Origin of the sequence: Streptomyces sp. NBC_01176 (assembly GCF_045039825.1) — a bacterium.
Classification (GTDB): Bacteria; Actinomycetota; Actinomycetes; order Streptomycetales; family Streptomycetaceae; genus Streptomyces.
Window position 1 is genome coordinate 131776 of record NZ_CP108600.1, and the last position, 24141, is coordinate 155916.

Here is a 24141-nt window from a genome sequence, read left to right on the forward strand (position 1 = left end):
CGCTGCCGTGGTCACGTCGTTCCCAACTCCCTGTCGATGAGGTCGAACAAATCGTCGGCGGTCTCGACCGATTCGAGTTCGCCGTCCGCGGCGTCCGGCTCCTCGGTCCCGGTGACCGTCACCGGCGCGCCCGACCAGCGGGCCAGCAGGTCCCGCAGCCGGTCGGTGACGCGGGAGCGGACCTCGGTGTCGTCCACGTCGGTGCCGTTCAACGCGGCGTCCAGGCGGTCGAGTTCGCCCAGCAGGGCCTGCGCGCCACCGGTCGGGTCGGGCAGGTCGAGCTGGGTCAGCAGGTGGCGGACCTGGACGGCGGGGGTCGGGTAGTCGAAGACGAGGGTCGCCGACAGCCGCAGGCCGGTGACGGCGTTGAGGCGGTTGCGCAGTTCGACCGCGGTCAGTGAGTCGAAGCCGAGTTCCTTGAAGGACTGGTCGGGTTCGATCTCGGCGGCCGAGGAGTGGCCGAGGACGGCCGCGGCCTGCTCGGCGACCGCGTCGAGCAGCAGCTGTTCCCGGTCGGCGGCCGGCAGCGGGGCCAGCCGCTCCGCGAGGGTCTGGGTGTTGCCGGCCGCCGTGGCGGACGTCTCGGCCCGGCGCCGGGCGGGTGCCTTGACCATGGCGCGCAGCAGCGGGGGCAGTACCTCGGCGTGTTCGCGCAGGGAGCCGTGGTCGAGGTCCATGGGCAGGAGCACCGCGCGGTCGGTGGCGGGGCCGGCGTCGAGCAGGCGCATGCCCAGTTCGGCGCCGAGCGGGACCATGCCGGTCCTGGCGTGGCGTTCGCGGTCGGCCTGGCCGAGTTCGCCGGTCATGCCCGCGTCGGGCAGCCAGGTGCCCCAGGCGAGGGAGGTGCCCGGCAGGCCCAGGTCGCGGCGGTGGTGGGCGAGGGCGTCCAGGAAGGCGTTGGCGGCCGAGTAGTTGGCCTGTCCGGCGCCGCCGAACGTGCCGGCCACGGACGAGAAGACCACGAACCGCGCCAGGTCCAGGTCGCGGGTCAGTTCGTGCAGGTTGGTCACGGCGTCGGCCTTGGGCCGCATCGACTCGTCGATGCGCTCCGGTGTCATCGAGGAGATGACGCCGTCGGCCAGGACGCCCGCGGTGTGGATCACCGCGGTCAGCGGGTGGGCGGGGGGCAGTGAGGCGAGGAGGTCGGCGAGGGCGGCGCGGTCGCCGGTGTCGCAGGCGACGATGGCGACGTCGGCTCCCAGGGCGGTCAGTTCCTCGCGCAGTTCGGCCGCGCCGGGCGCGTCGGGTCCCTGCCGGCCGGCCAGGACGAGATGGCGCAGACCGTGGTGGGCGACCAGGTGGCGGGCCGTGATCCGGCCCAGTCCGCCGGTGCCGCCGGTGAGCAGGACGGTGCCGTCCGGGTCGGGGGCGGTCGGCAGGGTCAGGACGACCTTGCCGATGTGGCGTGCCTGGCTGAGGAAGCGGAACGCGTCGGGGGCCCTGCGTACGTCGAACGTGGTCATCGGCAGTGGCGGCAGCACCCCTTCCTCGAAGAGGGTGACCAGTTCGCGCAGCATCTGCCCGATGCGGTCGGGGCCGGCCTCGACGAGGTCGAAGGCCTGGTAGGCGACGCCCGGGTGGTCCTCGGCGACCTGCCGCGGGTCACGGACGTCGGTCTTGCCCATCTCCAGGAAGTGTCCGCCGCGCGGCAGCAGCCGCAGGGAGGCGTCCACGAACTCGCGTGCCAGCGAGTCGAGTACGACGTCCACGCCGCGGCCCTCGGTGGTCTCCAGGAACAGTTTCTCGAAGCCGAGGTCGCGGGAGGAGGCGAGGTGGGCGTCGTCGAGGCCCGCGGCGCGCAGCGCGTCCCACTTGCCGGGGCTCGCGGTGCCGAACACCTCGGCGCCCAGGTGACGGGCGAGCCGTACGGCGGCCGTGCCCACTCCCCCGGCGGCGGCGTGCACGAGCACGGACTGGCCCGGGCGCAGTCCGCCGAGGTCGACGAGGCCGTAGTAGGCGGTCAGGTAGACGATGGGCGCGGTGGCGGCCTGGGCGAAGGTCCAGCCGCGCGGGATGCGGGCGACCATCCGTTCGTCGGCGACGGCGACGGGGCCGAAGGCTCCGGCGAACATGCCCATCACCCGGTCGCCGACGGCGAGCGAGGTGACGTCGGCGCCGGTCTCCGTCACCACGCCGGCGCCTTCCAGGCCGATCGCCGTGGCGTCGCCGGGATACATGCCCAGCGCGGTGAGGACGTCGCGGAAGTTGACGCCCGCGGCGCGCATCGAGATGCGGACCTCGCGCGGTGCGAGGGGTCCTGTCACTTCGGGGCACGGGGTGAGCTTCAGGCTCTCCAGGGTTCCGCGTTCCTCGACGGCGAGCCGCCAGGCGGCCGTGTCGGCGGGCTCGGTGAGCGCGCGCTGCGCGGCGAGGGGGATGATCTTCGGTGTGGTCACCGTGCCTTCCCTGACGGCCAGTTCGAGGTGGCCGGAGGCGAGGGCGGCGGGCAGCGCGGCCGCCGAGGCGGGGGCGGTGTCGAGGTCGGCGAGGACGAAGCGGCCGGGGTTCTCGGAGCGGGCCGAGCGGACCAGGCCCCAGGCGGTGGCGCGGGCCGGGTCGGCGTGCCGGGTTCCGACGCGCATGGCGTCGCGGGTGACGACGGCGAGCCGGGCGTGGGCGAAGCGGGGTTCGTCGAGCCACTGCTGCACGAGCCGCAGTGTCGTGTGCGCGGTGGCGCGTGCGGCGCCGGCCAGACCGCCGGCGTGAGCGTCGGTGTCGGTGTCGGGCAGGGCCAGCAGGACGGTCTCGGGGATCTCCAGGTCCGAGGCGGCGAGCGCGGTCAGGTCGGGGAAGGTCCGTACCCGTGCGCCGGTCCGTTCCAGCTCCGCGGCCAGCGGCCGGGCTTCGGCGCCGCCGACCAGGGTCCAGTCCGTGCCGGGTGTCTGGGCGCCGGCGGGCACCGGCGTCCAGTCCAGTTCGTACAGGCCTTCCTGGCGCGGTGCGCCGATGGTGGCGCCGGCGAGGTCTCCGGTGAGTTCGCGCAGGGTGAGCGAGCCGATGGTGGCGACGGGGCGGCCGGTGGTGTCGGCGAGGGCCAGGCCGATGGACTCCGGGCCCGTCTGCACCATGCGGACCCGCAGGGCGTCGGCGCCTGCGGCTTCCAGGCGGACGTCGTTCCAGGAGAACGGCAGCCGGCCCGCGTCCTTCATGGGCACGAACATCACGGCGTGCAGGGCGGCGTCGAGCAGTGCCGGGTGCAGGTCGAACGCGTCGGCGGACGGGTCGGCGCCCTCGGGCAGCGCGACCTCCGCGAACACCTCCTCGCCGCGCGTCCACACCGACTTCAGGCCCTGGAAGAGCGGTCCGTACAGGTGGCCTCGCTCGGCGAACCGCTCGTAGAAGCCGTCGAGGGGTACTTCGTCGGCGTCCCGCGGCGGCCATGCGGCGAAGTCGTAGGGGGTTTCCGGCGTCGTCGCGGCGTCGTCGGTGAGCAGGCCGGAGGCGTGCAGCGTCCACGGTGTCTCGGGGCCGGCGTCCTCGGTCCGGGAGTGGACGGTGAGGGTGCGGGCGCCGTTCGCGTCAGCGGCCTCCACGTGCAGCTGTACGTGCAGGGCGCCGCTGTCCGGGAGGGTGAGCGGGGTGAGGATGGTCAGTTCCTCCACCCGGTCGCAGCCGACGTGTTCGGCGGCGTGCAGGGCCAGGTCGAGGAAGCCGGTGGCCGGGAACAGGGCCGTGCTGGTGAGGGCGTGGTCCGCGAGCCAGGTCTGGCCGCGCAGCGACAGGCGTCCGGTGAAGAGGCGGGCGTCGCCTCCGGCCAGTTCGACCGCGGCACCGAGCAGCGGGTGTGCGGCGGAGTCCAGTCCCGCCGAGCCGACGTCACCCAGCAGGACGGGCGGTCCGGGCCAGAACCGCTGCCGCTGGAAGGCGTACGTCGGCAGGGTCGTGGTCTGTGCGCCGGTGCCGTCGAAGACGTGGGCCCATTCGAGGTCGACGCCCTTGACGAACGCCTGGGCCAGGCCGGAGAGCAGTGCTTCGCGTTCGTCGCGGTCCTTGCGCAGGACGGGGACGAAGAGCATCTCGTCGTCGCCGGTGACGCCGGTCTGGGCGAGGGCGGTGAGGGTGCCGTCGGGGCCGAGCTCCACGAACCGGCGTACGCCGCGCCCTTCGAGCCAGGCGATCCCGTCGACGAACCGTACGGCCTCACGCACGTGGCGCACCCAGTAGTCGGCCGACTCCAACTCCCCTGCTCCGGCGGCCTGTCCGGTCACGTTCGAGACGACCGCCATACGGGCCGGCGCATACGTCACGCTCTCGGCGACCGTGCGGAACTCGGCCAGCATCGGCTCCATCAACGGCGAATGGAAAGCGTGCGAGACGCGCAGACGGGAGGTACGGCGACCCAGGGCCGCTATCTCCTGCGCGACCGCCGACGCTGCGGTCTCAGTACCGGAGACCACCACCGAACGCGGGCCGTTGACGGCGGCGATCGACACCTCCGCGTCCCGGCCCTCCAGCAGCGGGAGCACCTCGTCCTCGGACGCCTCCAACGCGAACATCGCCCCACCGGCAGGGAGTTGCTGCATCAGACGGCCACGCGCCGACACCAGCCGGCACGCATCCTCCAGCGAGAACACCCCCGCCACATGCGCTGCGGCGAGCTCCCCCACCGAGTGGCCCACGAGGAAGTCAGGGGTGATCCCCCACGATTCCACCAGCCGGAACAGGGCGACCTCGATCGCGAACAGCGCGGGCTGTGTCCAGCCCGTCTCGTTCAGCAGGTCGGCGTCCTCACCGAACACGACCTCCCGCAGACCCTCGTCCAGGTGCGCGCACACCGCGTCGAAGGCATCGGCGAACACCGGGAAGGCGTCGTACAACTCCCGTCCCATACCCAAGCGTTGTGCACCCTGGCCGGAGAAGAGGAGGGCGAGTTTGCCCTCGCCCCGGGCGGAGCCGGTCACGGTGGAGGGGTTCGGCTCGTCGTCGGCCAGTGCGCGCAGGCCCTGGACGAGGGTGTCGTGGTCCCCGCCGAGGAGGACCGCGCGGTGTTCGAAGACCGAGCGGTGCGCCGCCAGGGACAGGCCCACGTCGGCGGGGTCCGTCTGCGGCCGGTCGGTGAGGTGGGTGAGGAGGCGGTCCGCCTGTGCCCGCAGGGCGGTGCGGCTGCGGGCGGTCACGATCCACGGCACCGTGCCGGCGGGGGCCGGTTCGGTGGCGGCGGGGGCGGGCTCCTCCTCGGTGGCGGCTTCGAGGATGACGTGGGCGTTGGTGCCGCTGATGCCGAAGGAGGAGACGCCGGCGCGGCGGGGACGGTCCGCCTCGGGCCATGCGACGGCCTCGGTGAGCAGCCGGACGTCGCCCTCCGTCCAGTCGACGTGGGTCGAGGGGCGGTCGACGTGGAGGGTGGCCGGCAGCACGGCGTTGTTCAGCGCCAGGACCATCTTGATGATGCCCGCGACGCCGGCGCCGGCCTGGGTGTGGCCGATGTTGGACTTCACCGAGCCGAGCCACAGCGGCTGTCCGGGCTGCCGGTCCTGGCCGTAGGTGGCGAGGACGGCCTGGGCCTCGATGGGGTCGCCGAGGGTGGTGCCGGTGCCGTGCGCCTCGACCGCGTCGACCTCGGTGGCCGTGACCCCCGCGTCGGCCAGTGCCGCGCGGATCACCCGCTGCTGGGCGGGGCCGTTGGGGGCGCTCAGACCGTTGGAGGCGCCGTCCTGGTTGACGGCGGAGCCGCGGACGACGGCGAGGACGGGGTGGTTGTTGCGGCGGGCGTCGGACAGGCGCTCCACCAGGAGCATGCCGCCGCCCTCGGAGAAGCCGGTGCCGTCGGCGGCGTCCGCGAAGGACTTGCACCGGCCGTCGGCCGCCAGGCCCCGCTGCCGGCTGAAGTCGACGAACAGGCCGGGTGAGGCCATCACGGTGACGCCGCCCGCGAGGGCGAGGTCGCACTCGCCGGAGCGCAGGGAGCGCACGGCCAGGTGCAGGGCGACCAGGGACGCCGAGCAGGCGGTGTCGACGGTGACCGCCGGGCCCTCCAGTCCGAAGGTGTAGGAGAGCCGGCCGGAGACGACGCTGGCGGCGTTGCCGGTCAGCATGTAGCCCTCGAAGTCCTCCCGGGAGGCGGCCAGCATGCCGGTGTAGTCCTGGCCGTTGGTGCCGGCGAAGACGCCGGTGCGGCTGCCCTTGAGGGTCCTGGGGTCGATGCCGGCCCGCTCGAACGTCTCCCACGTCATCTCCAGCAGCAGGCGCTGCTGCGGGTCCATGGCGACGGCCTCACGCGGGGAGATGTTGAAGAACGCCGGGTCGAAGCCGCTGGCGTCGTTCAGGAAGCCACCGGTGCGGGTGTAGACGCTGCCGGGCTTTCCGGGCTCGGGGTCGTACAGCGCGTCGAGGTCCCAGCCCCGGTCCTCGGGGAAGGGCACGAGCCCCTCCTCGCCGTCGAGCAGCATGGTCCACAGCTGTTCGGGGGTGCTGACGTCGCCCGGGAAGCGGCAGCCCATGGCGACGACCGCGATCGGTTCGTCGTCCCGCGGGGGCATGGCGGGTGCGGGGGCCGGGGTGTCCGGCTGTTGCGTGCCGGCCAGCTCGGTGAGGAGGTGGGTGGCGAGGGCGTCGCAGTTGGGGTGGTCGAAGACGAGGGTGGCCGGCAGGCGCAGGCCGGTGATGCGGTTCATGCCGTTGCGCAGTTCGACGGCGCTGAGGGAGTCGATGCCCAGGTCGGTGAAGGGGCGGCCGGGTTCGACGGCCTCGGCGGACGGGTAGCCGAGCACGTTGGCGACGTAGGAGCGGACGACGTCGAGGACGGCGCCGGCCCGGTCGTAGGCGGGCAGTTGGGCCAGGTGGGCCTGGAGGGAGGAGGCGTCCGCGGCGGGGCTGTCGGCCTGCTGGGTGCGGGCGGCGTCCAGGGCGCGGCGGGCCGCGGGCAGTTCGTCCAGGAGGTGGCTGGGGCGCGGTCCGGTGAAGGCGAGCGCGTAGGTGTCCCAGCGCAGGTCGGTGACGACGACGGCGGTGTCGTCGGCGTCCAGGGCCCGGCCCAGTGCGTCGCAGGCGGACTTGGTGTCCATGGGGTGGACGCCGTAGCGGCGCATGCGGTCGCCGGCGGCGTCGCCGACCATGCCGCCGTCGGCCCACAGGCCCCAGGCGATGGCGGTGGCGGGCAGGCCCTGGGAGCGCCGGTACTGGGCGAGGGCGTCGAGGTAGGCGTTGCCGGGGGCGTAGTTGCCCAGGCCCGCGCCGCCGAGGACGCCGGCGGAGGAGGAGAACAGGACGAAGGCCGACAGGTCCAGGTCCTGGGTGAGTTCGTGGAGGTGCAGGGCGGCGGTGGCCTTGCCGCGCAGGACGGGGTCCATGCGGTCGGCTGTCAGGGAGTCGACGACGGTGTCGTCGAGGGAGCCGGCGGCGTGGAACACGGCGTCCAGCGGGCGGTCCGCGGGGATCGAGCGGAGCAGGTCCTCCAGGGCGCTGCGGTCGGCGACGTCGCAGGCGGCAAAGGTGATGTCGGCGCCGAGTGCGGTGAGTTCGTCGCGCAGTCCGGCGGCGCCGGGGGCGTCGGCGCCGCGCCGGCCGGCCAGGATCAGGTGGGTGGCGCCGCGCCCGACGAGCCAGCGGGCGAGGTGGCCGCCGAGGGCGCCGGTGCCGCCGGTGACCAGGACGGTGCCGCGGGGGTGCCAGGCCGGGGTGTCGGCGAGGGGGGCGGCGGCGTGGACCAGGCGGCGTCCGAAGGAGCCGGAGGGCCGGATGGCGATCTGGTCCTCGTCGCCGGGGGCGGCGAGGACGGCGCACAGGCGGGTGCCGGCCCGGCCGTCGAGTACGGCGGGCAGGTCGACGAGGCCGCCCCAGCGTTCGGAGTGTTCCAGGGCGGCGACCCTGCCGAGGCCCCAGACGAGCGCCTGGGCGGGGCTGGTGACGGTCTCGGAGGGGCCGACGGCGACGGCGCCGCGGGTGGCGCACCACAGCGGGGCGTCGGTGGTGGTGTCGCCGAGGGCCTGGAGGAGGGTGACGGTGCCGGCGAGGCCGTGCGGGAGCGCCGGGTGGTCGGGGTGGGGGCGTTCGTCGAGGGCGAGCAGGGACAGGACGCCCGCCACGGCGGGGGTGGCGTCCCCGGTGAGGGCGGCCGTCAGGAGGGTGGCGAGTCCGGTGCGGTCGGTGCCGCCGTCGGGGACGGTGACCAGGCGGGTGTCGCGGGCGCCGCCGGCGGTCAGGGCGCGGTGGGCGTCGGCGACGAGGGCGGCGTGGGTGCCGTCCGGGTCCGCGGGGGCGACGACGAGCCAGGTGCCGGACAGGGCGCCCGCGGCGTTGTCGGTCAGCGGGGACCATCCGACGCCGTAGCGCCAGGAGTCGGTGGTGGAGCGTTCGCGGCTGGTGCGGCGCCAGCTGGACAGGGCCGGCAGGAGGGTGCTCAGCGGTGCGTCGGCGGGCAGGTCGAGGGCGTCGGCGAGGGCTTGCGGGTCTCCCTGGTCGACGGTCTCCCAGAAGCGGGACTCCACCGTGTCCGTGGCGGCGGTGTCGAAGGAGGCGGAGGTGTCCTGTTCCGGTACGTGGGGCCAGTACCGCTGCTGTTGGAAGGGGTAGGTGGGTACGTCGACGCGGTGGGCGCCGGTGGCGGTGAAGACGGCCGTCCAGTCGAGGGCGACGCCGTTGACGTGGGCCTCGGCGACCGAGGTGAGGAACTGGCCGAGGCCGCCCTTGTCGCGGCGCAGGGAGCCGAGCGCGGCGCCGTCGACGCCGGCGTCCTCCAGGGTCTCGCGCAGGCCGACGGCGAGCACGGGGTGCGGGCTGACCTCGATGAAGGTGCGGTGTCCTTCGGCGATGAGGCCGCGGACGGCCTCCTCGAAGCGGACGGTCTCGCGCAGGTTGGTGTACCAGTACTCGGGGTCGAGGGTGGTGGTGTCCTGCCACTGGCCGGTGAGGGACGAGCGGAAGGGGATCCCGGCGTCCTGCGGCTCGATGCCGGCGAGGGCGTCGAGCACGGTCGCGCGGATGGATTCGACCTGCGGGGAGTGGGAGCCGTAGTCGACGGCGACCTTGCGGGCGCGTACGCCGTCCTCGGTGAGGGCGGTGAACAGTTCGTCGAGCGCGGCGGCTTCGCCGGACACCACCACCGAGGCCGGTCCGTTGACGGCGGCGACGGCGAGGCGGTCGGCCCACGGGCTCATGCGGGCGCGGGTCTCGTCGGCGCTCAGCGGTACGGACATCATGCCGCCGGTGCCGGCGATGGCGACGATGGCCCGGCTGCGCAGGGCGACGATCCGGGCGCCGTCGTCGAGGGACAGGGCCCCGGCGACGCAGGCGGCGGCGATCTCGCCCTGCGAGTGGCCGACGACGGCCGCGGGGGTGATGCCGAGGGAGCGCCACAGGCCGGCGAGTCCGACCATGACGGCCCACAGGGCGGGCTGGACGACGTCGACCCGGCCGATGTCGGCCGCGTCCTCGTCGCCGCGCAGGACCGCGGTCAGGGACCAGTCGACGTAGGGGGCGAGAGCGCGTTCGCAGTCGGCGACGAGTGCGGCGAACAGGGGTGAGTCGGTGAGGAGTTCGCGTGCCATGCCGGTCCACTGCGCGCCCTGTCCGGGGAAGACCAGGACGGGATCGGCGGCGGTGGGCGCGGTGCCGCAGACCACGCCGGGCCCGGTGACGGGGGCGCCGGCGGCGAGGGCGGCGAGCGCCTCGTCGAGGGTGTCGCGGCCGGTGGCGAGGACGGCCGCCCGGTGTTCGAAGGCCGAGCGGGTGGTGGCCTGGGAGTAGGCGAGGTCGGTGAGCGGGGTGTCGGGCCGGGCGAGCAGGTGGGTGCGCAGGCGTGCGGCCTGGCTGCGCAGGGCGGCCTCCGTGCGGCCGGACAGCAGGGTCGGTACGACGGGCAGGGCGCCGGTGAAGGCCGCGGTGTCCGGGGTCGCGGGCGGGGCGGTGGCCGTTTCGGTGGCGGGTGCCTGTTCGACGATGACGTGGGCGTTGGTGCCGCTCATGCCGAACGAGGAGACACCGGCGCGGCGCGGTCGCCCGGTCTCGGGCCAGTCCAGCTGTTGGTCGAGCAGGCGGACGTCGCCGGCACTCCAGTCGACGTGCGGGGTGGGGTTGTCGGCGTACAGGGTGCGCGGCAGGACGCCCTCGCGGATCGCCATGACCATCTTGATGATGCCGCCGACGCCCGCGGCGGCCTGGCTGTGGCCGATGTTGGACTTCAGGGAGCCCAGCCACAGGGGCCGGTCCTCGGGCCGGTCCTGGCCGTAGACCGCGATGAGCGCCTGGGCCTCGATCGGGTCGCCGAGGGTGGTGCCGGTGCCGTGCGCCTCGACCGCGTCGACCTCGCCGGGGGTCAGTCCGGCGCCGGCGAGCGCCTGGCGGATGACACGCTGCTGGGAGGGTCCGCTGGGTGCGGTCAGTCCGTTGGAGGCGCCGTCCTGGTTGAGGGCGCTGCCGCGCAGCACGGACAGGACGGGGTGGTTGTTGCGGCGGGCGTCGGAGAGCCGTTCGAGGACGATCATGCCGACGCCCTCGGCCCAGCTGGCGCCGTCGGCGTCCGCGGAGAACGGCTTGCAGCGGCCGTCGGGGGCGAGGGCGCGCTGGCGGCTGAACTCGATGAGGGAGCCGGGTGTGGACATCACGGTCACGCCGCCGGCGAGCGTGAGGGAGCATTCGCCCTGGCGCAGTGCCTGGGAGGCGAGGTGGAGGGCGACGAGGCTGGAGGAGCAGGCGGTGTCGACGGACACCGCGGGGCCTTCCAGGCCGAGGGTGTAGGCGATGCGGCCGGACAGCACGCTGGGTGAGTTGCCGGTGCCGACGTAGCCCTCGACGTTGTCGTCGGCGGCGGCCAGGATCGTGACGTAGTCCTGGTAGGTGACGCCGGCGAAGACGCCGGTGCGGCTGCCGCGTGCGGTGGTCGGGTCGATGCCGGCGCGTTCCAGGGCCTCCCAGGACGTCTCCAGCAGCAGGCGCTGCTGGGGGTCCATGGCGAGGGCCTCGCGGGGGCTGATGCCGAAGAACGCGGGGTCGAACTGGCTGGCGTCGTGGAGGAATCCGCCCTCGCGGGTGTAGACGGTGCCCGGGTGGTCGGGGTCGGGGTGGTAGAGGGTCTCCGGGCTCCAGTTGCGGTCGCCGGGCAGCGGGGAGATGCCGTCGGCGCCGGCCACGACGAGGTCCCACAGGTCCTCGGGGCTGCGGACGCCGCCGGGGTAGCGGCAGGCCATGCCGACGATGACGATCGGGTCGTCGTCGGCGGACACCGGGCGGCGGGTGTGGCCGTCGTCGTTGTCGGTGGTGCCGAACAGGTCGGCGTCGAGGTGCCGGGCGAGTGCGTGGGGGGTGGGGTGGTCGAAGACCAGGGTGGCCGGGAGGGCCACGCCGAGCGCGGTGCTGAGCGCGTCGCGCAGTTCGACGGAGGTGAGTGAGGTGAATCCGAGGGTGGAGAAGGAGTGGGCCGGTTCGATGTCGGTGGGTCCCTCGTAGCCGAGGACGTCGGCGACCTGGGTGCGCACGGTGGTGAGCAGGACGCGGGCGCGTTCGGCCGGGGGCCGGTTCGACAGCCTCTCCAGCAGGCTGCCGGGCTGCTGGGTGCGGGCCGCGGTGCGGCGGGCGACGGCCCGGGTGCGGGCGGCGGCGGGCCGGCCGGTGGTGGCCGGGGCGGCGGGGGCGCTCGTGTGGTGCGGGTCGACGGGCCGCATCAGCAGGGAGGCGATGGCGAGGACGGGTTCGCCGATCGCGTCGGCGGCTTCCAGGGTCAGGGTGTCGGGGCCGCGGCGGGAGAGGCGGACGCGCAGGGTGGTGGCGCCGGTGGCCTGGAGTGAGGCGTCGGCGAGGGAGAACAGGACGCGGCCGTCGCCGAAGCCGTCGAAGGTGCCCAGGCCGAGCGGGTGCAGGGCGGCGTCGAGGAGCGCGGGGTGCAGGTCGAAGCGTCCGGCCTCCTGCGCGGTGCCTTCGGGCAGGGCGACTTCGGCGTACACGTCCTCGCCGTGGCGCCAGGCGGCCCGCAGGCCCTGGAAGACGGTCCCGTAGTCGAGTCCCGCCGCGGCGAGGCGTTCGTAGACGCCGTCGACGTCGAGGGGTTCGGCGCCGGGGGGCGGCCAGGCGGTGAAGTCGAACTCCGGTGTGCCGGCGCCGCGTTCGGGTTCCCGGGCACTCAACAGGCCGCCGGCGTGCCGGATCCAGGGGCCGTCCGTGCCGGGATTCTCCGGCCGGCCGTACACGCTGAAGACGCGGGAGCCCAGCGCGTCGGGGTCGGCGACCCGGATCTGGAGGTGGACGCGGCCCTGGTCGGGCAGGACGAGCGGGGATTCCAGGACGAGTTCGCGCACGTGCCCGCAGTCGGTGTGGGCGCCGGCGCGCAGGGCGAGTTCGAGGAAGGCGGTGCTCGGCACCACGACGGAGCCGTTGACGCGGTGCGCGGCGAGCCAGGGCTGCGCGTGGGCCGACAGGCGTCCGGTCAGGACGACGGTGGCGCCCTCGGCGGGCGGGACGACGGCGGTCAGGAGCGGGTGGTCCGCGTCGAGGAGTCCGGCCGCGGACGGGTCGTGGGATCCGGTGGGTACGTCGAGCCAGAACGTGCGGTGCTGGAAGGCGTAGGTGGGCAGGGGTACGGGCCGGCCGCCGGGCGCGACCGCGTCCAGGCAGGACTGCCAGTCGACCGGGACCCCGCGGGTGAACAGGGCGCCCAGGGCGGCGATGAGGACGGCCGGTTCGGGGCGGTCCTCGCGCAGCGCGGGCACGGTGAGGTGACCGTGGGACTCCCAGCAGCCCTGGGCAAGGGTGGTGAGGGTGGCGTCGGGGCCGAGTTCGAGGCAGTGCTCGACGCCGTGGTGTTCCAGCCAGGCGATCCCGTCGGCGAAGCGGACCGCCTGGCGGACGTGGCGTACCCAGTACTCGGGCGAGGTGAGTTCCCCGGCCTGGGCGGGGCGGCCGGTGAGGTCGGAGACGACCGGGATGCGCGGCTCGGCGTAGCCGATGCTTTCGGCGACGGCCCGGAAGTCGGCCAGCATCGGTTCCATGCGGGGTGAGTGGAAGGCGTGGCTGACGCGCAGCCGGGTGGTCCTGCGTCCTTCGCCCGCGAAGTGCGCGGCCACGGCGAGTACGGCCGGCTCGTCGCCGGCGACCACCACGGACCGGGGGCCGTTGAGGGCGGCGAGGCCGATCTCGTGCTCCCGGCCGGCCAGCAGGGGCAGTACCTCCTCCTCGGTGGCCTGGAGCGCGGTCATGGCGCCGCCCTCCGGCAGGGCCTGCATGAGCCGGCCCCGGGCGGCGACCAGCCGGCACGCGTCGGGCAGGGTGAGGACGCCCGCGACGTGGGCGGCGGCCAGTTCACCGACGGAGTGGCCCAGGAGGTGGTGGGGCCGTACGCCCCAGGACTCGACCAGGCGGTACAGCGCGACCTCGACGGCGAACAGTGCGGGCTGCGCGTACTCGGTGCGGTCGAGGAGGGCGGCGTCGTCGCCGAACACGACCTCGCGCAGCGGTCGCTCCAGCTGGCCCTCGAAGTGACCGCACACGGCGTCGAAGGCGTCCGCGTAGACGGGGAAGGCGGCGTGGAGCTCGCGGCCCATGCCCGGCCGCTGGGTGCCCTGGCCGGCGAACAGGAACGCGGTGGTTCCCTCGGTCAGGGTGTCGCCGGTGACGGCGTCCGGGGAGGGTTCGCCCGCGGCGACGGCGGCGAGGCCGCGCAGGAGTTCGGTACGTCCGGTGCCGTGGACCACGGCCCGGTGCTCGAAGCCGGGACGGGTCGTCACCAGTGCGTGGGCGATGTCGGCGGTGTCGAGTGCGGGGTGCTCCTCGACGTGGGCCAGCAGGCGTGCGGCCTGTTCGCGCAGGGCGGCGGCGCTGCGGGCCGACACGATCCACGGGGTCACCGCGCCGGCGGCCGGCCGGCGGGCGGGTGCGGCGGGGACGGTCGGCGTCCGCGGGGCCTGCTCGATCACGACGTGGGCGTTGGTGCCGGACACGCCGAAGGCGGAGACACCGGCGCGGCGCGGGCGGCCGGTGTCGGGCCACTGCCGCTGTTCGGTCAGCAGCCGGACGTCGCCCGCGCTCCAGTCGACGCGTGAGGAGGGCGCGTCGGCGTGCAGGGTCTGCGGGAGGACGCCCTTGTCGAGGGCGAGGACCATCTTGATGATGCCGGCGGCACCGGCGGCGGCCTGGGTGTGGCCGATGTTCGACTTGACCGAGCCCAGCCACAGCGGCTGGTCGGCGGGGCGGTTCTGCCCGTACGTGGCGAGCAGTGCCTGTGCCTCGATGGGGTCGCCGAGGACGGTGCCGGTGCCGTGCGCCTCGACGGCGTCGACGTCGGCCGGGGTCAGGCCCGCGGAGGCGAGGGCGGCGCGGATGACCCGCTGCTGGGCGGGACCGTTCGGCGCGGTCAGTCCGTTGGAGGCGCCGTCCTGGTTGACGGCGGTGCCGCGGACGACGGCGAGGACCCGGTGGCCGTTACGGCGGGCGTCGGACAGTCGCTCGACGACGAGGACGCCGACGCCCTCGGACCAGCCCGTTCCGTCGGCGCCGTCGGCGAACGCCTTGCAGCGGCCGTCGGGTGCGAGGCCTCCTTGGAGGCTGAACTCGACGAAGGCGCCGGGGTTCGCCATGACGGTGACGCCGCCGGCCAGCGCGAGGTCGCACTCGCCGGTGCGCAGGGACTGCACGGCGAGGTGCAGGGCGACGAGGGAGGAGGAGCAGGCGGTGTCGACGGTGACCGCGGGGCCTTCGAGGCCGAGCGTGTACGCGACGCGGCCGGAGACGACGCTTCCCGCGCCGCCGGTCAGCAGGTGTCCGCCGAGGCCTTCGGGGACCTCGGTCAGGCCCGAGCCGTAGCCGGAGCTTCCGGCGCCGACGAAGACGCCGGTCCGGCTGCCCTTGAGGCCGGTCGGGTCGATGCCGCCGCGCTCCAGCGCCTCCCAGGACGTCTCCAGGATCAGACGCTGCTGGGGGTCGATCGCGAGGGCCTCGCGGGGGCTGATGCCGAAGAACGGGGCGTCGAAGCCGGCGGCCTCCCGCAGGAAGCCGCCCGAGCGGGTGTCGCTGGCCGCGAGCAGGGTCTCCAGGTCCCAGCCGCGGTCCTCGGGGAATCCGGCGACCGTGTCGAGGCCGCCGGAGACGATCCGCCACAGCGCCTCGGGACCCGCCACGCCGCCCGGCAGGCGGCAGCCCATGCCGACGATGACGACGGGGTCGGTGTCGGTGGCGGTGGCCGCCGGGGGACGCGCCGTGGGGTCGTCGCCGGTGTCGGTGCCGAAGAGTTCGTCGCGCAGCCGGGCGGCGACGGCCAGCGGGGTCGGGTGGTCGAAGACGAGGGTGGAGGGCAGCGGTACCCCGGTGGCGCCGGTGAGTTCGTTGCGCAGTTCGACCGCGGTCAGGGAGTCGAAGCCCAGTTCGCGGAAGGTCCGCGCGGGGGCGACGGCCGCGGTGTCGGTGTGGGCGAGTACGACGGCGGCGCGCTCGCGGACCAGGTCGAGGAGGGCCGTGTCGCGGTCCTCGGCGGGCAGCGGGCCGAGCCGTTCGCGCAGGGCGGCGCCCGCGCTCGTGGTGTCCGCCGCCGGGCCGGTGCCGCGCAGCGCGTCGGAGGCCTCCGGCAGTGCGGACAGCAGGGGGCTGGGGCGGCCGGTCGTGAACGCGGGGGCGAAGCGGTCCCAGTCGACGTCGGCCACGACCACGGTGGTGTCGCCGAGTTCGAGGGCGCGGGAGAGGGCGCGCAGGCCCGCGTCGGGCTCCAGTGGCCGCAGTCCGCGGCGGCGCAGCAGATCCTGGGCCTCGGCGTCGGCGGCCATGCCGCTCTCGCCCCAGGGACCCCAGGCGACGGCGGTACCGGCGAGCCCCCTGGCCCGGCGCCGCTCCACGAGCGCGTCGAGATGCGCGTTGGCCGCGGCGTACGCGGACTGGCCACCGCTGCCCCACACCCCGGCGATCGAGGAGAACACCACGAACGCCGACAGGTCCCACTCCCGGGTGAGGGCGTCGAGATGATCGGCACCCACCGCCTTCGCCGCCAGGACGGCGGCGACCCGCTCCGGAGTCAGCCGGTCGATCAGATCGTCGTCCAGCACACCCGCCGCATGGAACACCGCGTCGACCCGGTGCCGGGACAGCAGACCTGCGACCGCCTCCGCATCCGCCGTGTCACACGCCTCCACCACCACCCGCGCACCCAACTCCTCCAGCCCCGCCACCAGTTCGGCCGCACCAGGGGCGTCCATCCCGCGACGGCCGGTCAGGACGAGTTCGCTCGCACCGCGCCCCACCAGCCAGTGCGCCAGACGTGTGCCGAGCGCTCCGGTGCCGCCGGTGAGCAGCACCCTGCCGGGTGCGTTCCATCCGCTGCCCGCGTCGGCGGGGGCGGCGGCGTGGGTGAGGCGCCGGGCGAAGGCGGCGGTGCCGCGGACGGCGACCTGGTCCTCGGCGCCGTCGGCGACGACGGCGGCCAGTGCGGCCAGGGCGCGGCGGTCGGGGCGGGCCGGCAGGTCGACGAGGCCGCCCCACCGGTCGGGGTGTTCCAGGGCGGCGACCCGGCCGAAGCCCCACAGGGCGGCCTGCGCCGGATCGACGACACCTTCGGACGGGGTGCCGACGGCGACGGCGCCCCGCGTGAGCTGCCACAGCGGCGCGGTCACTCCCGCGTCACCCAGCGCCTGGACGAGGGTCAGCAGGGCGGCCGGGCCGGACGGGAAGGCCAGGATGCCCGTGATCGGTTCGGTGCCGGCCGGGTCGGACAGGCCGGACAGGACGGCGGCCAGGGTGGTGCGGTCCGCGTCCGGGGCATAGGTCACCCGCTCGGTGCCGGGCAGGAACTCCTCGATCCCCGCGAGCGAGTCCTCGCCGGCGGACTGGAGCAGGAGCCGGCGGCCGGTGTCCGTCGCGGTGGGAGCGGTGAGCGGCTGCCAGACGACGCGGTAGCGCCAGCCGTCCACGCGTGAGCGCTCGGCCGCGCCACGCCGCCAGGCGGACAACGCCGGTACGATCGTGTCGAGTTCGGCCTCGTCCACGCCCAGGACCTCGGCGAGGTCGTGGGCGTCGCCGCGTTCCACGGCCGCCCAGAAGCTCGCGTCCAGCGGGTCGGCCGCCACGGGTGCGGCGGCAGCGGCGGGCTCGGGCCAGAACCACTCGTGCTGGAAGGCGTAGGTGGGCAGTTCGACCGGCCGTGCGCCGGTGAGGAGGGCGGCCCAGTCGACGGGGGCACCGTGCGTGAACGCCCGCGACACGGCTGCCATGACGGTGTCCGTCTCGGAGCGGTCCTTGCGCAGGACGGACGCGAACAGCACGTCCTCGCCGCTGGACACGCTGGTCTGCGCGAGGGCGGTGAGGGTGCCGTCCGGGCCGAGTTCCAGGAACCGGGTGACACCCCGCTCCGCCAGCGTGCGCACCCCGTCCGCGAACCGCACCGCCTCGCGGACGTGGCGCACCCAGTACTCGGCCGACTCCAACTCCCCTGCTCCGGCGACCTGTCCGGACAGGTTCGAGACGACCGCGATACGGGCCGGCGCGTAGGTGACGCTCTCGGCGACCGTGCGGAACTCGGCGAGCATCGGTTCCATCAGCGGCGAGTGGAAGGCGTGGGAGACGCGCAGGCGGGAGGTGCGGCGACCCAGGGCGGATATCTCCTGAGCGATGGCCTCCGCCACCGCATCGACGCCGGAGACGACCACCGAGAGGGGGCCGTTGACCGCGGCGATCGACACCTCGCTCTCCCAGCCCTCCAGCAGCGGCAGGACCTCGGACTCGGACGCCTCCAGCGCGAACATCGCACCACCGGATGGCAGTTGCTGCATCAGACGACCGCGCGCCGACACCAGCCGGCAGGCGTCTTCGAGGGAGAACACCCCCGCCACATGCGCGGCGGCGAGCTCACCCACCGAGTGGCCCACCAGGAAGTCGGGACGCACACCCCACGACTCCACCAGCCGGAACAGGGCGACCTCGATCGCGAACAGCGCGGGCTGAGTCCAGCCCGTCTCGTTCAGCAGGTCGACGTCCTCACCGAACACGACCTCGCGCAGGCCGTCGTCCAGGTGAGCGCACACCGCGTCGAAGGCCTCGGCGAACACCGGGAAGGAGTCGTACAACTCCCGCCCCATACCGAGGCGTTGTGCACCCTGTCCGGAGAAGAGGAAGGCGAGCTTGCCCTCGCTCACGACGCCCTGGACCACACCCGGGACGCTCTCGTCGCGGGCGACGGCGGCAAGACCCGCGAGGAGTTCCTCACGGTCGCCGCCCCGGATCACCGCACGGTGCTCGAACGCCGACCGGGTCCTGACCAGCGACAGACCCACGTCGGCGGGGTCCAGGTCGGGGTGTGTCCCGAGGTGGGTCAGGAGTCTGGCCGCCTGGTCCCGTAGAGCGGCGGCGCCCTGTCCGGACACCACCCACGGGGTGACGGGCGGCGCCGGGGGGATCGGGGTGTCCGTGCCGTCGGCGGTGGTCTCCGCCTGTTCCAGCACGACGTGCGCGTTCGTGCCGCTCAGTCCGAACGAGGACACTCCCGCCCGACGCGGACGGTCCGTCTCCGGCCAGTCCACCGCCCCGGCCAGCAGCCGTACGTCACCGGCCTCCCAGTCGACATGCGACGACGGTTCGTCGACGTGCAGGGTGGCGGGCAGCACGCCGTGGCGCATCGCCTCCACCATCTTGATCACGCCCGCCACACCCGCGGCAGCCTGCGTGTGACCGATGTTCGACTTCACCGACCCCAGCCACAACGGCCGCTCGCCGTCACGGTCCCTGCCGTACGTCGCCAGCAGCGCCTGCGCCTCGATCGGGTCACCCAAAGACGTACCCGTACCATGCGCCTCCACCGCGTCCACGTCCGCCGCCGACAGACCCGCACTCGCCAGAGCAGCCCGGATCACCCGCTGCTGCGACGGACCGTTCGGCGCCGTCAGACCGTTCGACGCACCGTCCTGATTCACCGCCGAACCACGCACCACCGCGAGGACCGGGTGACCGTTGGCGCGCGCGTCCGACAACCGCTCCACGAGCAGCACACCCACACCCTCACCCCACCCCGTACCGTCCGCACCCTCCGCGAACGCCTTGCACAGGCCGTCGGCGGCGAGGCCGCCCTGGCGGCTGAACTCGATGAACGCACCGGGTGTGGACATCACGGTCACGCCGCCGGCGAGCGCGAGGTCGCACTCCCCCGACCGCAGCGCCTGCGCGGCCAGGTGCAGGGCGACCAGCGACGACGAGCAGGCCGTGTCGACAGTGACCGCGGGCCCTTCGAGACCCAGGACGTAGGAGACCCGGCCCGAGAAGACGCTCGCCGCGTTGCCGGTGCCCACGTAGCCGCCGAAGTCACCGCCCGAGGACGCGAGGAGTGCCGGGTAGTCCTGGCCGTTGGTGCCCGCGAACACCCCGGTCCGCGAGCCGCGCAGCCGGCGGGGGTCGATGCCGGCCCGTTCGACGGCCTCCCACGACGTCTCCAGCAGCAGGCGCTGCTGCGGGTCCATGGCGAGGGCCTCACGGGGCGAGATCCCGAAGAAGGCGGCGTCGAACGATCCGACGTCGCCCAGGAATCCGCCGCGGCGGGTGTGGCTGGCGTAGGGGCCGTCGGGTGCGTTGAGGGCGTCGAGGTCCCAGCCGCGGTTGCGGGGGAAGTCGGCGATGCCGTCGCGTTCTTCGGACAGCAGGTTCCACAGGGTTTCGGGCGAGTCGACGCCGCCCGGGAAGCGGCAGGCCATCGCGACGATCACGATCGGGTCGGCGGACAGCGCGGCCCCGGTCGCGGTGGGCGTGCCCGGTGTCTCCGCGACGACACCGCTCAGCTCGCCGTGGAGGAAGTCCGCCAGGGCCGACGGGGTCGGGTAGTCGAAGACCACGGTGGCGGGCAGCCGTACCCCGCACTCCGTGCCCAGTACGTTGCGCAGTTCCACCGCGATGAGCGAGTCCACGCCCAGGTCGCGGAACGCACGGTCGGCCGGAACCGCTTCCGGACCGGCGTGACCGAGCACGGCGGCCGCGCGGGCACGGACCGTGTCGAGGAGTTCGGCGCGCTGGGCCTGCACGGTCAGGCCGGTGAGGCGTTCGCGCAGGGCGGTCGCGGGGGCGGACCGGCCTGCCGTGTTCTTGGGGGCGGCATACAGTTCGCCGAGGAGCGGGCTGGGGCGGACGGCGGTGAAGGCGGGGCCGAACAGGGTCCAGTCGAGGTCGGCGACGAACGTGACGGGGGCCGGCGAGGCGGTGCAGACGGCGAGGGCGTCGAGGCCTGTCGCGGGGTCCAGGAGGTTGACGCCTCCGCGGCGCTGGCGGTCCTCGGCGGAGGTGTCGGCGGCCATGCCACCGCCGGCCCAGGGGCCCCAGGCGATGGACGTGGCGGACAGACCCTGCGCACGGCGGCGTTCGGCGAGTGCGTCCAGCATGGCGTTGGCCGCCGCGTAGTTGGCCTGGCCCGCGGAGCCGACGGTGCCGGCGAAGGACGAGAAGAGGACGAACGCCGAGAGGTCGCGCTCGCGGGTCAGTTCGTCCAGGTGGAGGGCGGCGGCGACCTTGGAGCGTACGACCGTGTCGAACTGCTCGGGGGTGAGCCGGTCGAGGACCCCGTCGTCGAGGACTCCGGCGGTGTGGACGACGGCGTCCACCGGGTGGTCGTCCAGTAGCTTCCGTACGGCCTCACGGTCCGTCATGTCGCAGGCGACCAGGGAGACTTCGGCGCCCAGGGCCGAGAGTTCGGCCTCCAGTTCGGCGGCGCCGGGGGCCTGCGCTCCGCGCCTGCTCGTGAGGACGAGACGGGCGGCGCCCTGTTCGGCGGCCCAGCGGGCCACCCTGGTGCCGAGCGCGCCGGTGCCGCCGGTGACCAGGACCGTACCGGTGGGGGTCCAGGGGGTGCCGGGTTCCTCCGTGACCGCGACCAGGCGGCGGGCGAGGACGCCCGCGGCGCGGACGGCGACCTGGTCCTCGTCGCCGCCGCCGCCGGAGAGCAGGGCGGCCAGGCGGGAGGCGGTGCGGCGGTCGAGTACGTGCGGGAGGTCGATGAGACCACCCCAGCGGTCGGGGTGTTCGAGCGCCGCCACGCGGCCCAGTCCCCAGACGGCGGCCTGGTCGAGGCGCGGGGGGACGTCGCCGCGGCCGGTGGTGACCGCTTCCCGGGTGAGGGTCCACAGGGGTGCGGTGAGGTCGGTGTCGCCGAGTGCCTGGACGAGGAGGGCGGTGGCCAGGACGCCGTCCGGGGTTCCGGTGTGTTCTCCCGGGGTCAGGGCGAGGGCCGAGACGACGCCGTTGACCGGAGTGCCGGCGGCTGCCGAGGTGAGCAGGGCGGCGAGCGTCGCACGGTCGGCGTCGGCGGGGCACGGCACGGTGACGAGGCCGGCGGCGCGTGCGGCCAGGGCTTCGGTGAGGGCGCCGTTCCAGCCGTCGTCTCCGAGGGCGGCCGGAGTGACGAGCAGCCAGCGGCCGGTCAGTCGTGCCTCGGCGGGCAGGCCGGTGACGGGACGCCAGGTCACCTGGTGGCGGTGGTCGCCGTCCGCGGTGGGCGCGGCGGAGCCGTCGGCCCGGTAGGAGCGTTCGAGCCAGTAGCGGTCCCGGCGGAAGGCGTAGGTGGGCAGGTCGACGCGTCCGGCGCCGGGGAGGAGGGAGGCCCACTCGGGTGTGCGGCCGTGCACGTGCAGGAGGCCGACGGCGGACGTCAGGGTCTCGGGCTCGTCCCGGTCCTTGCGGAGTGTGGGCGCGAAGAGCGTGTCCTGGCTGTCGGGCAGGACGGTCTGGGCGAGGGTGGTGAGGGTGCCGTCGGGGCCGAGCTCCACGAACCGGGTGACCCCGTTCGCGGCCAGCCACTCGATGCCGTCGGCGAACCGTACGGCCTCACGCACGTGGCGCACCCAGTAGTCGGCCGACTCCAACTCCCCCACGCCGACGGCCTGTCCGGTCACGTTCGAGACGACCGCGATGCGGGCCGGCGCATACGTCACGCTCTCGGCGACCGTGCGGAACTCGGCGAGCATCGGTTCCATCAGCGGCGAGTGGAAGGCGTGGGAGACGCGCAGACGGGAGGTACGGCGGCCCAGGGCGGATATCTCCTGCGCGACCGCCTCCGCCGCCGCCTCGACACCCGAGACCACCACCGAACGCGGGCCGTTGACCGCCGCGATCGACACCTCCGCGTCCCGGCCCTCCAGCAGCGGGAGCACTTCGTCCTCCGCCGCCTCCAGCGCGAACATCGCTCCACCGGCCGGGAGTTGCTGCATCAGACGGCCGCGTGCCGACACCAGCCGGCAGGCGTCCTCCAGCGAGAACACCCCGGCCACATGCGCGGCAGCCAGCTCACCCACCGAATGACCCACCAGGAAGTCAGGGCTCATCCCCCACGACTCCACCAGCCGGAACAGCGCGACCTCGATCGCGAACAGCGCGGGCTGAGTCCAGCCCGTCTCGTTCAGCAGATCCGCGTCCTCACCGAACACGACCTCCCGCAGACCCTCGTCCAGCTGGGCGCACACCGCGTCGAAAGCCTCCGCGAACACGGGATACGCCTCGTACAACTCCCGGCCCATACCCAGGCGTTGCGCGCCCTGCCCGGAGAAGAGGAAGGCGAGTTTGCCGTCGCCCTTCGTCGAGCCGGTGAGGACGCGGTCGGTGGGGCGGCCCTCGGTGAGGGCGGCGAGGCCGCTGAGCAGGTCGGCGAGGCCGGTGCCGAGGAGTGCGGCGCGCTCGGGGAGTGCGGCGCGGGTGGCGGCGAGGGACCAGGCGAGGTCGTAGGGGTCGGTGTCGGGGTGGTCGGTGAGGTGGGCGCTCAGGCGTGCGGCCTGTTCGCGCAGGGTGTGTTCGTCGCGGGCCGAGAGCACCCAGGGCAGCAGGGGCAGGCCGGCGCGGGCGGGAGCCTCGGTGGCCGGTTCGGTGGTGGGGGCCTGCTCGATGACGGCGTGGGCGTTGGTTCCGGAGACTCCGAAGGCGGATACGGCGCCGCGGCGGGGCCGGTCGGCCCGCGGCCAGTCGACGGACTCGGCCAGGAGCCTGACGTTGCCGGCGTTCCAGTCGACGTGGGAGGAGGGGTGCTCGACGTGGAGGGTGGGCGGCAGGACGCCGTGGCGGATCGCCAGGACCGTCTTGATGACGCCGACGACGCCCGCGGCGGCCTGGGTGTGGCCGATGTTGGACTTCACCGAGCCGAGCCAGAGGGGGCGGTCGGCCTCGCGGCCCTGGCCGTAGGTGGAGAGCAGGGCCTGGGCCTCGATGGGGTCGCCGAGCGCGGTGCCGGTGCCGTGGGCCTCGACGGTGTCGATCTCGGTGGCGGGTACGCCCGCGTTGGCGAGGGCGGCGAGGATGACGCGCTGCTGGGAAGGGCCGTTGGGGGCGGTCAGTCCGTTGGAGGCGCCGTCCTGGTTGACGGCGGAGCCGCGGACGACGGCGAGGATGTGGTGGCCGTTGCGGCGGGCGTCCGACAGGCGCTCGACGACGACGACGCCGACGCCCTCGGCCCAGCCGGTGCCGTCCGCGTCCTCGGCGAACGCCTTGCAGCGGCCGTCGGAGGCGAGGCCGCCCTGCTGGCCGAACTCGATGAAGGCGCCGGGGCTCGACATGACCGTCACGCCGCCGACGGCGGCGAGTGAGCACTCGCCGGAGCGCAGGGACTGTGCGGCCAGGTGGAGGGCGACCAGGGAGGAGGAGCAGGCGGTGTCGACGGTGATCGCGGGGCCTTCGAGGCCGAGGGTGTAGGCGACGCGGCCGGAGACGACGGACATGGAGGTGCCGGTCAGCAGGTGGCCGCGGACGTCGTCGGGGACTTCCCGCAGTCCGCTGCTGTAGCCCTGGTCGCTGCATCCGACGAAGACTCCGCAGCGGCTGCCGCGCAGCGCGGCGGGGTCGATGCCCGCGCGTTCGAAGGCCTCCCAGGTCGCTTCGAGCAGCACGCGCTGCTGCGGGTCCATGGCGAGGGCTTCGCGGGGGCTGATGCCGAAGAAGGCGGGGTCGAAGCGGTCGGCGTCGAAGACGAAGCCGCCCTGGCGTCGGGCGCCGCCGGTGGCGTCGGTGCCGAGGTCCCAGCCGCGGTCGGCGGGCCAGTCGGTCACCGCGTCGGTTCCGGACACGAGCAGGTCCCAGAAGTCCTCGGGCGAGCGGACACCGCCGGGCAGTCGGCAGCTCATACCGACGATGGCGACGGGTTCGTCGTCCTTGGACTCCAGCTGGCGGAGTTTGAGCCGGGTCTCATGAAGATCGACGGTGAGTCGTTTGAGGTAGTCCCGAAGCCGCGCTTCAGTTGTCATGGACTGCCCCCATGCTGTTGTGGTGAGAAAGGGTCGCGCCTCG

Annotated in this window: 1 protein-coding gene; it reads right to left on the bottom strand. The window is 74.3% G+C overall.

Annotation, left to right across the window (positions count from 1 at the left end):
* Window positions 1–11: 11 nt before the first annotated feature.
* Window positions 12–24098 (bottom strand): type I polyketide synthase, encoded by a 24087-nt coding sequence (locus tag OG199_RS00435; protein ID WP_405827191.1) that lies wholly within the window; start codon window positions 24096–24098, stop codon window positions 12–14.
* Window positions 24099–24141: the final 43 nt, after the last annotated feature.

Bases quoted from the DNA above. Each gene is read 5' to 3' on its own strand.
- OG199_RS00435 (WP_405827191.1), bottom strand. From the start codon at position 24,098: ATGACAACTGAAGCGCGGCTTCGGGACTACCTCAAACGACTCACCGTC.